Genomic DNA, 13,421 nt, shown 5'->3' with positions numbered 1-13,421 from the left:
TTTAAGGTTACACTGTTGTATAAAATGGTTGTATTTTAAAGAATAATTAGATAATATAAAAATCATGGAACAGAGCCTATCACGAAAGGTGTTTCGCAATACCGTTTATAACTTAATCGGACAGTTTTGGGGTATGCTGGTCATGCTTGGGTTGACCCCGTATATCATTAATCGTATCGGGGTAGAGCGTTTCGGAGTCTGGGCGATTGTCGGAGTCTTGACCGGTTATTTCGGATTATTGGATTTTGGAATCCGGTCTTCATTCATAAAGTATATTTCTGAATATTATGCCCGGAAAGAAGATGATAAAATCAACCAGGTTGTTAATACCGGATTTGTTTTTTACCTCATATTCGGAATAGTGATAACCGGCGCGGCTTTTTTGCTTATCGGCCCGTTACTGGGCATTTTCAAAATCCCTCAGGAATTAGCCGGTGAAGCCCGGTTGGTGTTAATGCTTGGAATGATTTCAATGGCTTTAGTAAATGTTTCAGCGGTTTTTGAGAGCGTCCCGATGGGGTTACAGAGAATGGATATTTCAAGCAAAGTAAGCGTCGCGGTTTCTTTCCCCAATATTATCGGAACGATATTGTTTTTAGAGATGGGATACGGATTGGCGGGATTAATGCTTAACAGGATAATAATTGTTTTGTTGGGCGGCTTGGTAAATTTCATAATCTCGTTTAGGGTTTTGCCTTCTTTCCGCTTCGGTTTTTTAATGTCAAAAGGAGATATGTTTAAACGCCTGATTACATTCGGCTATAAAATCCAGCTCGCCTCCATATATTCAATGATAACCCTTAGCGTAGATAAATTATTAATAGGATATTTTTTGCCGATAGGCTTGGTGACTTTTTACCAATTGGGAAACTGCCTAACCGGAACGGTAAAGGGAATCGTTACGTTGCCTGCTTCTGTTTTACTGCCTGCTTTTTCAGAGGTGGATGGGCGGGGTGAGCGGGAAAAATTAATCGAAGGCTATAAACGGACCAGTAAATATCTTTCATTAATCGCCCTGCCGTTTTTTACCTTCGTGATTGTGTCCGCCTCGCAGATAATGATGGTCTGGATGGGGGAAGGGTATGAGGATTCCGTTCGCATTGCCCAACTGCTTGCTATCGGGCATCTTGCTTCCGTCTTAGCCGGAGGAATCGGCAACCAGCTTTTGCGTGGAATCGGGCATCCGGAAGTAGAGATGCATGCGGGTTTAATCAATGTCCTGATTAACCTTCCTTTAAGCGTTTTCTTCATTATTAAATTCGGCTTGTTAGGAGCGGCTTTAGGAACAATGGCATCCTGGTTTATTGCTTCCTTTTATTACTTTAGAAGAATGCATCAGATAATCCATTTGCCGATGGGTTATTTTATCAAAACCACCTTTCTGAAAACAACAATGTTGTGCCTTGTTTTAGGGATGCCGTTGTGGTTTTTGCCCGCTTTATCCAATCAATTATCCATTGAATCTGCCCGTATTACTGCCGGAGTCGTTTTGATAATCCAGGCGGTATTATTCTGGGGCGGATACTTTATCGCGCTTTGTTACATTAAGCCGTTGGATAAAATGGATGTTTTGCTGTTATTCCAAAACCGTTTGCCATGGCTGGAAAAGGTAATGGCAAAATTTAGTGTTTCGTAAACAGGAGAAAAGCTTATGAAACGTATTTTAGTTACCGGCGCAGGCGGGTCGGCTGGAATTAATTTTATAGAGTCTCTAAGAATGTCTAAAGAATCGTTTTATATCGTGGGGGGCGATATTAACCGGTGGCATCTGGAGCTGCCCCGGATTGATAAAGGTTATATCCTGCCTTACTATAACGAACCCGATTATATGGATAAACTTAACGGGCTGATTGAAAAAGAAAAGATAGAGATGGTTCATACCCAGCCGGATATAGAATTGGATATTATTTCCGAAAACAGGGAGAAAGTTTCCGCACGGGTGTTTTTACCGGCAAAGGAGACGCTTCGGGTTTGCCGCAGTAAATTAGCAACCAATGTAATTTTAAGCCGTAATAAAATACCGATTCCCCTTTCTTATCAAATAGGCAGGATTGAAGATATTCCCGATATAATGAAAAAGCTGCAGAAGAGAAATGAAGTGGTTTGGTTAAGGGCAATAAAGGGAGCCGGTTCCAAGGCGGCTTTGCCCGTCCGGTCTTTCAGGCAAGCTAAGGAGTGGATACATTACTGGCGTGCTACGAAACGGCTGGAATCAAAGGATTTTATGCTGGCGGAATACCTGCCGGGACGGGAATTTGCCTTTCAGAGCTTATGGAAGGATGGAAAACTGGTTACTTCCCAGGCACGGTCAAGATTAGAGTATTATATGGGAAATCTCTTTCCCAGCGGGCAATCTTCCAGCCCATCCGTAGCGGCGACTGTCCATCGGCGCGATGTTAACCGGATTGCGGCGAGGGCTATCCTGGGCATAGATAAGAAGGCGACCGGTGTTTTTTGCGTGGATATGAAGGAAAACGAGAAGGGAATGCCCTGCGTAACAGAAGTTAATGCCGGCAGGTTTTTCACCACCAGTAATTTCTTTTCCCTGGCAGGCGTTAATATGCCTTATTATTATGTTAAACTTGCCTATGGAGAGAAACTGCCCCAATTAAAGCAATATAACGCCTTGCCGGAAAATCTATACTGGATTCGTCTCCCGGATAAAGGCCCGATATTAGTGAAAGGCGAGAGATGGAAATCCCGGAAAATATAAAACTTATCGTATTTGACCTTGACGGAACCATTATTGATTTGGATGTAGACTGGGCTTGCCTTAAAGAAAGACTTCATCGGCGCACCCTGAAAGAATATAATTATGATTGCGATTTCAACCGATTAGATGAAAGCCTGATATTAATAAAGAATAAATTCGGGCAAGATGCTTATTCTAAACTGATTAATATGATTGCGGATGAAGAGATAAACGGGGTGAAAACAGGCAATCTAAAACAGGAAATGATTGGATTTATCAAGAAACGGTATGTGCCGAATATGGCGATATTTTCTTCCAATACTAAAAGAGCGATTGAATATAGTTTGAAACGGCTTGGGTTATCCTCATTCTTTAGTTGTATTATAAGCAAGGAAGATGTAACCAACCCAAAACCGTCTTCCGAAGGGCTGAAGAAAATAATATCTTTTTATGGGGTATCTAATAAAGATATTTTATTTATCGGGAATACTAATGCTGATAAAGAAGCTGGCAAAAATGCCGGTGTTACCACTTATATTTATGAATGAACATAAAAAGTTGAAGGCGAACGCCCGCTGGTATAAAAGCAGGAAAAGTTTTGATTATCATCTTATTAAATACGGGGCTAAAACTATTCTTAAGCATATAGGCGGGCCGGCTGTTTTGGAGATGAGTTGCGGGAGCGGTGTAATGACGGAGGAATTAGTTAAACGATTTCCCGGTCTCACTGTTGTAGAAGGTTCGCCGTTATATATAAGAGAAACCATGAAATTCGTGAACCCAAAAAAGGCGGAATTTATCTGCGCGCTCTTTGAAGATTTTACGCCTAAAGAAAAGTTTAATGATATCATAATGTCAAGTATTCTGGAACATGTTGCTAACCCTGTTAAATTGCTCAAGCGTGTGAAAAGGTGGCTTGCGCCCCATGGGCGGATTCATCTCATCGTCCCGAATGCCCATTCATTGCACAGGAGAATTGGTAAGGCAATGGGATTAATAAAAAGATTAGACCAACTTCAGAAGCAGGATTACCTTATCGGGCATCGCCGATATTATTCCTTAATGGCCTTACAAACGGATATTAAAAAAGCAGGGTTAAAGACGGGAATAATCGAAGGCGTTTTCTTGAAACCATTGTCTAACCAACAAATGATGGGATGGGATAAAGAAACGCTTGATGCCTTTTATGAAATAGGCAAAGAAATACCGGAATATTGCGCGCAGTTGTATTTAATGGGTAAATCAAATTAGATAAAAGAATGAATATCCCGTTAGTAAGTATTATTATCCCGTGCTATAATTACGGGTGTTATTTAAGTGAGGCGATTGAAAGCGCCCTTAATCAGACTTATAAGCCAATTGAGATTATTGTGATAAGCGATGGGTCAACGGATAATACCATAGAAGTTGCGCAGAAATATCCGGTGAGATTAATTAATCAGGTTCACAAGGGAGCAGGAACGACTTTTAATAATGGGGTTTTGGCGTCAACAGGTGAATACTGTGTCATTTTAAATGCCGATGATAAAATCCACCCATCTTATGTAGAAAAAACACTTTCTGTCTTGTTGAAACATAATGTTACGTTTGTATATACTTATATGACGTTATTTGGCACAATAAATGGGCTGGTAAAACACGATGAATATAATTTGAAGCATCTTAAATTAGGGCAATCTATTAACGGAAGCGGTTTGATAAAGAAATCGGCTTATCTTGAATCAGGCGGATGTGACCCATCTATCGCGGTTATTGAAGAATGGAATTTATGGCTTGCTTTTGCTGAAAAAAAGTATTATGGTAAATTACTTCCCGAACCCTTGCTTTTTTTTAGGGTGCATAAACAAAAACCCAGGACGAAGTTGCGAGGAAAAGTTTTGATAACGGCTAGGCAGATATTGCAAAAACACCGTTCTTTATATAATCCATTGGAATTATTCTTAGTAGATAAATTATTCGTGATTCGCCACTATATTGATAGACGGTTGTTTCCTCCCTGCTCACGGCGCCGGACTATTTATAAAGGGCTTACGGAATATGTGAAAAATATGATAATTAATAGAGTATAAATATTATTACATCATGAAATCAGATTTAAATAAGAGATTAATTTGTCCTTATTGTAAAGGCTCTGTCTAGATAGAAATAGAAAAGATTATTTGCCTGAAGAGATATTCAGGAATGAGTTAATGAAATATTAGCGGATATTCAAGCAAATTACAGGGATAGTAAATTTGAGAATGAGCAATCGATTAAGATTACAATAGAACCTAACCTTCTGAAAAGGAGATAATATTACTATAAGCCTTGTTGTGTAAGATGTCTAATGATTAATTTAATGTATGTTGTGGATGATTTAGGAATGGGTGGTCCAACTATTTTTGTTAATACCCTTAAACATCTGGATAAAACTAAATATAACATCACGGTTTGCTGTCTGTTTGGCGGAGGGGAATTAGTTCCGGATGTGGAAAATGCCGGAATAAAAGTAGTTGTTTTAGGGCTGCGGAAATGGAAACCTTGGCTAGTCTTTAAATTGGCCTGGCTGATGAGAAAACAGCATACTCAGATTGTCCATACTCATCTTTGGGCATCAAATGTTATAGGCGGGCTTTCCGCTGTTTTGGCGCGTATCCCGGAAATAATTACCACATTGCATCATACGACTGAAAAACGTTCAAGAGCAGAGTTAGTTACAGAAAAAATGATTTCCTGTTTTACCGCTAAAACTATCGCTGTTTCTAAATATGTAAAATCATCTTTTGCAGATAAAGCAAATATTAACCCATCTAAAATAGATGTAATATATAATAATATCGATTTAGATAATTTTGTTGTCAATAATGCAGCTTTGATAAAAAAGAAACAGGCATTAGGAATTACTGATGATTCAGTTGTGATTGGCACGGTAGCTAATCTTTCCTCCATTAAAGGGCATCGATATTTAATAAGAGCAATTCCTTTGGTTTTAAAAGAGTACTCAAGTGTAAAATTCATATTTGTTGGCAGAGGTCATTTAAGAGATATATTGGAAAAACAAGCTAAAGGAACAGGCGTGTTTAATTCTATTTTGTTTTTAGGCGTGAGAAACGACATTTCTGAATTAACTTCATTGTTTGATTTAGTCGTATTACCTTCTTTAAGCGAAGGGCTGGGGGTAGTTCTTTTGGAAGCCATGGCAATGAAAAAAGCTATCGTTGCCACTCAAGCTGGAGGTATTCCTGAAGTAGTATCGAACGGTATTACGGGAATTTTAGTGCCGCCGGCTGATTCCGGTTCTTTAGCACAAGCAATTATTAAACTGCTTAAAAACAAGGAACTAAGGGACAAAATGGGGCAAAAAGGCTATGAACGGGTAAAGGAATCTTTTAACTATCCCAGGATGATTAAAGAATTGGAAGCAATGTATGATGGACTTATAAAGAAATAAATATATGGCTATGAATCCGGAAGAAATATTAGTTTGCCCTAACTGCCGTGGGAAATTAAAATCAGGCCCAACCCTGGTTTGTTTGTTGTGCCATCGTTCTTATCCCATTTCCCATGGCATTATTGACCTGAGGACCGGAGTGACCCAAAAAGGCGAATGGGATTTAAGCGTCTTTGAAAAAGGCTACGAGAAAATGGGGTATTATAAAGATGAATACGGTTGGGCGGAATCAGGCGGATACCCGCGTTACGTTGCCGATTACCGGTATTCACGGGTCAAAGGTAAAATTATTGATTGGCTAAAGCCTCAAAATGATGATATGATTCTTGATGTCGGATGCGGGGTCGGCTATTTCCTTTTTGATATCATGAATAAATATAGTAATATTAATATAAATATGATAGGGATAGACCCAGCCCTGCCCAATATTTATTGGCTTAATTACCGCGTTAAAGAAGAAAATAAAACCAACATAATCGGCATTTTAGGGGATGCGGAGTCATTGCCTTTTAAAGACGGAATATTCAATGCAATCGTTACCTCTGAAGTTATCGAGCATATATTTGACAAGCCTAAGGCGATAAGAGAGATGTATCGGGTATTGAAGCAAGGCGGGCGCTTATTTATGAGCACCCCGTCCCGCTTTATGGTCAGATTCTGGGAAGGTTTTTTCTGGCTGCCCCAAAAGATAAAAAGATTGTTTATTCCGCCAAAATCAAACCCTAATGAAAAAGCGGTCTTTGACAAACCGGCGACCAAAAAGCAGTTAAAACGGTATTTAAAAGAAGCCGGTTTTTCCATAGAAAACTTTCGGCAAAACGTAATTATGCCCCATGAAAGCTATTTGCAGTTTTTCCCGGATATTTTAGTCCGGTTGATTATAAAAACAGCGTCATTTATGGAAGCGCACTTTGCCCCGTTGGTTAGTTGGGCGGGGTTGCATTATGTGATTCATGCTAAAAAGCAATAATGTTTAAAGAAACTGTCCAAGTAATTATCAGCAAAGAAAACCCGTCAGTTTCCGTCGTTATTCCTTCTTTTGACGGCTACCGGGGAGGGAATGTCCCTAAGCTTATAGAGGATATCAGAAAGCAGACATTCCAGGATTTCGAATTGATTCTTGTTAAGGGAGTTTCCCCTTGCTCACGAGCCCATAATGCAGGCGTCCAAAAGGCCAAAGGGGAAATAATAGTGTTCTTTGATGATGATATTGTTTTGGGAAATAATAGGGTAGTAGAAAATCTTGTTAATCCGATCTTTAAAGATAAATCTATTGGGATAACAGGCACTTCTCAGCTTATTCCACCCGATGCTAATTGGTTTCAGAGGAAATGCGCAAAAGAATTTTCCCGCATACAATTTCCGGAGATTTCGACCCCAATAGAATCTGATATGGCTACCCATGCGGCTATGGCGATAAGAAAAGATGTTTTTTTAAAAGTCGGGCAGGAAAATGAATATCTAATGTATGGAGATGACCCAGATTTACGGTATCGGGTCCGTCGAGCCGGTTATAAAATAGTGATTGTTCCTAATACTTTGGTTTATCACCCGCCTCCTTTGAGCTTAATAGCTTTTTTACGAACGTCTTTTCAGCGGGGGAAAGGTGCGGCCCATGATTTCTGGTATTATCCGGATTTAATCTATGAGACACCTCCGGCAACAGCCGCTTCTTTTAGGGATAAAAGAAGTTTTGCCTATAGGGGATTGCGTTTTATCACGCATAATTTAAGAGCCATAATAAAGGGTGATTTTGTTTTCCTGTCAGTCCGTATTTCTTATGGCATCGGATATGTGATTAACCTTTTGAACGAAGTAATTGTTTCTGGATTGAAACAATGGTTTGGTTGTAGTAGGATTAAAGATGATTTAATTAAATATTGCGACAAACAAGTGAAAGTGATTGTTAGTAGAGAAAAGCCTCTGGTTTCCGTGATTATCCCGTCGCTGGATGGTTACCGCAAAGGGAATGTCCCAAAATTATTGGATGACATCAAGAATCAAACCATTTTCGGAGATATTGAGGTGATTATCATCAAAGGCGTTTCGCCCAATGGGCATGCCCGTAATTTAGGCGTTCGGGAGGCAAAAGGGAAATATTTGGTTTGTATTGATGATGATGTGACGCTTGGTAATAATAAGGTTATAGAAAATCTAATCGCTCCCTTCGGTCGCCAAACTCCAAATCCCAAATTACAAAATCCAATAGGTTTAACCGGAGCTTCACAACTCATTCCTTCTAATTCCAGTTATCTTCAAAAAATAGCCGCCAGGCAGTTGCCGCGGACATATTTCCCGATAGTGGATAAGATTACCGAAAGCGATATGGTTTCCCATATGTGCCTGGCGATTTCGACCCAGCTATACAAAGATATCGGGTGGGAAAGCGATGAATTAAAAAGCGGAACTGACCCGGACTTGCGTTACCGGGTTCGTAAGGCCGGTTATAAGGTGGTTGTTGTTCCTCATACCTGGGCTTATCATCCTTTGCCTGAAACGATGACTAAAATCCTTAAGATGAGTTATGCTAAAGGCAAAGAGGCTGCCTGGTCGCAGCGCCACTATCCCCATCTTGTTTACGAATTGGCATATGGTTTTGTCTCTGATTTTAAGCCGCAACGCAGTTTTGTTTATAGGGTTTTTAGATCCATTGCTCAGAGTTTTCAAGCCACGCTTAATGGACGTCTTATATTTCTGTCTGTAAGAATCAGTTATGATACGGGGTATGTTATAGAAACCGTTTTCGGAAAGTAGTAAGGTTTTATTTGTTTATAAAGAATTCAAAGAAGTGGTGTTGTCCTTTAAAATCCTGCTGATGAATTATAAAGTCTAATTCCCCATCGTGATTCAGGTCATTAATAAAAGGTTTACCGTAAGGAATGCGCGGGGAGGTGAACGCTATTGGCGCTTTTAAATTCAGGTTGATAGTTGATCCCCTTTCAAAAACACCGCTGTTCCCGTTATAGATGGATACTATATTACTATCACTTTCTTTTATTATTAACTCATTTAATTTATCTTTGTTTAAATCATCATCGAAATTTAACAGGAACGGTGTTTGTAAGTTAAGCGCATCGGGGTCTAGAGAAAGAGTAAAAGGAACATTTATAGTCCGGTTGTAATCAGGAACATTCGTATAGATTTGAGAGGGGTCTTTAGTGTTTCGCCCGAGATACACCTCCATTTCCCAGTTAACACTGTGCGCCAAAAGTATTTTAAGGCCGCTGGTTACTCCGACTTTTCGCATCAGGATTAAAACGAGGTCGGGAATTCCGTCATTGTTTACATCGGTTAAATCATGTGAAATAAGCCAGCCATCAATTCGTTTAAGGAAATCCGGCTTTTGGCTTTGAAAGAAGATGTTAGTCCCCCGGTTCAAATAGACTGCGCTTATTCCTTCGCTTCCGTTGGAGGCTAGCATATCGGATAGTCCATCATTGTTAACGTCTTTTATAACGGGAATTATTTCATATTCACGCTGTTGATCATTTTTTCTGCGTCTGTGCAAAGAAATATCGATTCCTTCCGGCGGGTGAGAGGAATTTCGATTGAACTTTCCGTTTTCGTCTTGGGTGTTTATGAAGATATAGTTATCAGCATAAATGATTAAATCATTCTTTTGGTCCCCGTTTACATCATTTAAATAAAAGAAAGGCAGATATAATACGGAAGAGACCGGGCTTGTTAAATCTTTATCTATATTAACAAGGGATTTTGATGATATCGTGATTTCCTGTGAAACAGGAAGCGTAGAAACGTTATTACCGGCAGTATTAACGCCATCTAATTTGACAACGATAATCTTTTCCGTATCCGGGATGATTATTAGAGAGGGACTTTCTTGAGAGTTGTCACAAGGGTAAATGAACTTTTTCATCAGGGGAACCCGGCTTTCCCCTTTAAAAAGAGCGGTTGAAATAGTAGCGATAATTTTGGAAGTTTTATCAAAACGGCCATTAGAAAAAGGGAATGCAACGATTTTTTCAGGGGTTATTCCTATTAAGCCACCTGTTTTTTCTCCTGGAAATTTAGTGCAATAGTAAATAAAAACATCTTTTGGTATCTGAAACGTTGAAACCGTTTTAATACCGGCATTGGTTTGTTTATCCATTTGGTATACGGTAAGTTCCCGTCCGGTTTGGATGATAAATTCATTGAACCCGTCGTTATCTAAATCAGGCGTGACATCCCATCCGTCAATTTCTTTATTAGTGGTTTCTAATACAAGATGTTCAAACGAAAGATTGTTGCCATCCGCCTTTGCCGCGAAAGAGAAAAGCAATCCGGCAAAACAGGCAGTTAATGTTATGAAAACGAAACGCCTAAGCATAATATACGGCATGATACAACATCCGAAGCAGGAGGTTTTTATTCTATCCCTTTTACCTTAATGCGCTTGATTATTATTTTATCACCGGCTCGTAACGCAAAGCCAAATGCCCCGTTTGTGGCAGAGTCTTGGTTGAGCGTCTTTTTTTCCTCCGGTTTGTCGTCCTGTTTAACGGTGAGCGTTTTATCGTTTATTCCCAAGGTTATTTTTTTCCAGCTTTCATCTCCGGGTGTTCGTTTCAAGGGGTATTCAACGGGGGGTTTAGGATTGGAAGGAGGCTGTTGTTTAAGGGGTTCGTAATCAAAACGCATCAGCATATTAAGCGCTCCCTGGACAACTTTATATTCTACTTCAACGGTATAATTAACCCAAGAAGTTTCGCCCATAAAAATATAACTTTCCTGCCCGCTTATATTTTCTAAAGAAAGAGTGTTGTCATCGAGAACTTCCATTTTCGGGGGCAGGCCAAATGGAATCCATTTGGAGGTATCGGGTTGGCCACCGTCATATAGGACTTCGCCTTCTTCTTTTTTCTTTTTGATATAAGCTTGTTCAGCCTGGTTTATTTTTTCTACGAGCTTGTCTATTTCTTGGGCAATAGCAGGGTCGCTTTTATAGCCTTCAGGGAAATTATTGCATTCTGATTTTGCCATTTCGAAAGATTCTTTCCCTAAAAACTCATCTACATTCTTTTTTAAATCGCTTAGTTTTTGCAGTCCTTCGCCTTTTTGTCCTTCCTGAACCTTGGCGATTTGGTCGTCTGTAAATTTGAGCAATTCGGTATTGTTGGTCGTCTTTTCGGCTTTCTCTTTAAGCTCAGTTAGATTCTTCATGTAATAGTCATAATCAATGGTTTCCCCTTTATTTTTTGCCCCCTCGAAAGAGTCGTAATAGTCCCTGACTTCACGTATAATAAACTCTTTTTCATCGTGTTCTGTTTGTTTTTTCTTTATTGGTTCTTCATAAGGTGTATTTGCCATAAGCCCAATCGAATTTTTTATGCGTTTAAGGATTTCTTTGCTTTCGAGCGGGTTTTTAGATTCGTAAGCTTCAATTTCCTCGAAGGCTTTTTTCGCGTTAGCCAGGGCTTCTTCTTTGCTAACAGGAGGAGTGGTTGTTGTTGATTTATCAGGAGATTTTGAGCTTGGGCTTTTCGTGGCATCGGTTAGGGATGTTTTTTTAGGGTTTTTCTTGCTGGTTTTCTCTTGTTTGTCTTTGTCATCGTTTCCTGAAAAAACAAATATAATAGCTACCAGGGCGATTACGACTACCGCAACTATACCGCCGACAAGATACTTTTTGGAAGATGGCTTTTTATCAACGACTTCAAAATCGTCATTTTCTTCAGATGAAGCAACTCGTGAAGGTTGCGGCTTTCTTAACCCGCTTACCGGTTTTTGGCGAGATGTTCCTTTTACGGTAGACGGGAAAACGCCTGGTTTATGGAGTGCTGGGGGTGAGCCTAATGGTCTGGTAACAGTTGGCTTTACTCCGGCGGGACGAATACCCGATGGTTTGGCCGGTTGTGTCGCAGAGATTGGTCTTGCCGCAGGGGTTTGTTTCGGCGCTGGAGGCCTTACGGCCGGTTTAGATGGGGGAGAAGCTTGTCCCTGGCTTAAGGCCAGGGAACATTTATAGCAGAAATTTCTGCCGTCAATTTCAATGATTTTTCCGGCGCTTATATCAGCCGGAGGTATCATTTCGCGACATTTAGAACAATAGATTATAGGCGTTCCCATAATTAGCTCCCTTTATAATAATTATTTTTTGCCGATGGTTAGTTTTAATGTTTTGATTTCTCCGCTCTGAATAACTTTAATATCAACAGTGTCGCCCGGTTTATGCTTGGATATGGCGATAGAATATTCACGCGGTGAATTTATTTTTGCCTTATCGAATTCAATGATAACATCTCCTTCTTTTAACCCTGTTTCGGCTGCGGGAGATCCCGGTTCAACATTTTTAACAAAGCCTCCCGTGGTTTCCTTAAGTTTCATGTCACGCAGGAAATCATCCAGTGTTTTGTGGTTGTAGCTATATGCTAAGAAGGTGTTTATTTGCCAGAGTTCTACCCCGACATATCGCTGGAAACTCTTTTTATCGGTAATCAATGATTGCATGATTTCCTTTGCGGCATTAATAGGGATGGCAAATCCTAGTCCGATGGAACCGCCCGCGCCGGCGTTGTATATCCATGAGTTTATCCCAATGACTTCTCCCTGCATATTTACAAGCGGGCCTCCGCTGTTGCCCGGGTTAATCGGGGCATCGGTTTGGATATAAAGAAGGTCTTCCTGGGCAACTTCAGCGGATTGGGGCTGGTTTAAGGCGCTGATAATGCCGGTGGTTACGGTGTTACGCATTCGGAATGGGTTACCTATAGCTACCGCCCAATCGCCGATTTCCAGTTTATCCGAATCTCCTAATTTAATCGGAATAATATCCGCTGGGGGATTATCTATTTTAATAACAGCGACGTCTGCTTTTACGTCTTCTCCGATTAGAGTTGCCGGTAATTGCCTTTCGTCTGAGAGCATTACCAAAAGTGCCGATGCACCGTTTACCACGTGTGAGTTTGTAAGAATAATACCTTCTTTATTGATAATACTGCCAGTCCCGGTGCCCCTCGGTATTAATTGGCCTTTTTCTCCCTGGAACTGTGATTTTTGTTCCACTAAATTAATAATCTGCACGGTTGATGGAATAACAAATTTGGCCACATCGCTTATTGATTTCTTGGTAAAGTTAGGAGTATCGGCTGGTTTCAAAGGTGAAGAACCTTTGTTTGGGGGTGGTTTAACTTGTGCAAAAACATCTAATTTTATCAAAATCGGAATAGTTAACAAAATGGCAATAACAAAAGAGATTTCCCATAATATTTTATGCTTTAAGTTGTGTTGGTTCATTTTTTCTCCTTTAATTTATTGGCAGTTTATCATCTGCTATTATATTGTTAAATATACTCATCT

General features: G+C 40.0%; 11 protein-coding genes. 8 read left to right on the top strand and 3 right to left on the bottom strand.

What is annotated here, in order from left to right:
* The first annotated feature begins 64 nt into the window (after positions 1-64).
* From HY811_07395 to HY811_07360, 8 genes are all read left to right on the top strand, one after another.
* Positions 65-1,636, top strand: a complete 1,572-nt coding sequence (locus tag HY811_07395) for an oligosaccharide flippase family protein (protein ID MBI4834624.1) — start codon at positions 65-67, stop codon at positions 1,634-1,636.
* Positions 1,637-1,651: 15 nt separating this feature from the next.
* Entirely contained in the window at positions 1,652-2,713 is a 1,062-nt protein-coding gene (locus tag HY811_07390; GenBank protein ID MBI4834623.1) for an ATP-grasp domain-containing protein, read from the top strand.
* Positions 2,692-3,240 carry an HAD family hydrolase gene (locus tag HY811_07385; protein ID MBI4834622.1) on the top strand — a complete coding sequence of 183 codons (549 nt, stop codon included), beginning with the start codon at positions 2,692-2,694 and terminating at the stop codon, positions 3,238-3,240. The genes HY811_07390 and HY811_07385 overlap by 22 nt, the downstream gene beginning before the upstream one ends.
* Positions 3,233-3,943: a class I SAM-dependent methyltransferase gene (locus HY811_07380; GenBank protein ID MBI4834621.1), complete on the top strand. Its 711-nt coding sequence runs from the start codon at positions 3,233-3,235 to the stop codon at positions 3,941-3,943. Before HY811_07385 ends, HY811_07380 begins: the two co-directional genes overlap by 8 nt.
* Before the next feature lie 8 nt (positions 3,944-3,951).
* Positions 3,952-4,761 (top strand): glycosyltransferase family 2 protein, encoded by an 810-nt coding sequence (locus HY811_07375; protein ID MBI4834620.1) that lies wholly within the window; start codon positions 3,952-3,954, stop codon positions 4,759-4,761.
* A 257-nt stretch (positions 4,762-5,018) separates the two neighbouring features.
* Positions 5,019-6,122 (top strand): glycosyltransferase, encoded by a 1,104-nt coding sequence (locus HY811_07370; GenBank protein MBI4834619.1) that lies wholly within the window; start codon positions 5,019-5,021, stop codon positions 6,120-6,122.
* Positions 6,123-6,126: 4 nt separating this feature from the next.
* Complete coding sequence (locus HY811_07365; protein ID MBI4834618.1) at positions 6,127-7,092, top strand: methyltransferase domain-containing protein; 966 nt, start codon at positions 6,127-6,129, stop codon at positions 7,090-7,092.
* Positions 7,092-8,876, top strand: a complete 1,785-nt coding sequence (locus HY811_07360; protein MBI4834617.1) for a glycosyltransferase — start codon at positions 7,092-7,094, stop codon at positions 8,874-8,876. Before HY811_07365 ends, HY811_07360 begins: the two co-directional genes overlap by 1 nt.
* A 7-nt stretch (positions 8,877-8,883) precedes the next feature.
* On the opposite strand, the gene HY811_07355 is transcribed toward HY811_07360, so the two are convergent.
* From HY811_07355 to HY811_07345, 3 genes are all read right to left on the bottom strand, one after another.
* Positions 8,884-10,233: a VCBS repeat-containing protein gene (locus tag HY811_07355; GenBank protein ID MBI4834616.1), complete on the bottom strand. Its 1,350-nt coding sequence runs from the start codon at positions 10,231-10,233 to the stop codon at positions 8,884-8,886.
* A 257-nt stretch (positions 10,234-10,490) separates the two neighbouring features.
* Positions 10,491-12,191 carry a hypothetical protein gene (locus HY811_07350; protein MBI4834615.1) on the bottom strand — a complete coding sequence of 567 codons (1,701 nt, stop codon included), beginning with the start codon at positions 12,189-12,191 and terminating at the stop codon, positions 10,491-10,493.
* A gap of 21 nt (positions 12,192-12,212) precedes the next feature.
* Positions 12,213-13,358 carry a trypsin-like peptidase domain-containing protein gene (locus tag HY811_07345; protein MBI4834614.1) on the bottom strand — a complete coding sequence of 382 codons (1,146 nt, stop codon included), beginning with the start codon at positions 13,356-13,358 and terminating at the stop codon, positions 12,213-12,215.
* Between the last annotated feature and the right edge of the window lie 63 nt (positions 13,359-13,421).

The sequence above is a fragment of the Planctomycetota bacterium genome, assembly GCA_016207825.1.
GTDB lineage: Bacteria > Planctomycetota > MHYJ01 > JACQXL01 > JACQZI01 > JACQZI01.
This window is presented reverse-complemented; position numbering and strand designations above follow the sequence as displayed.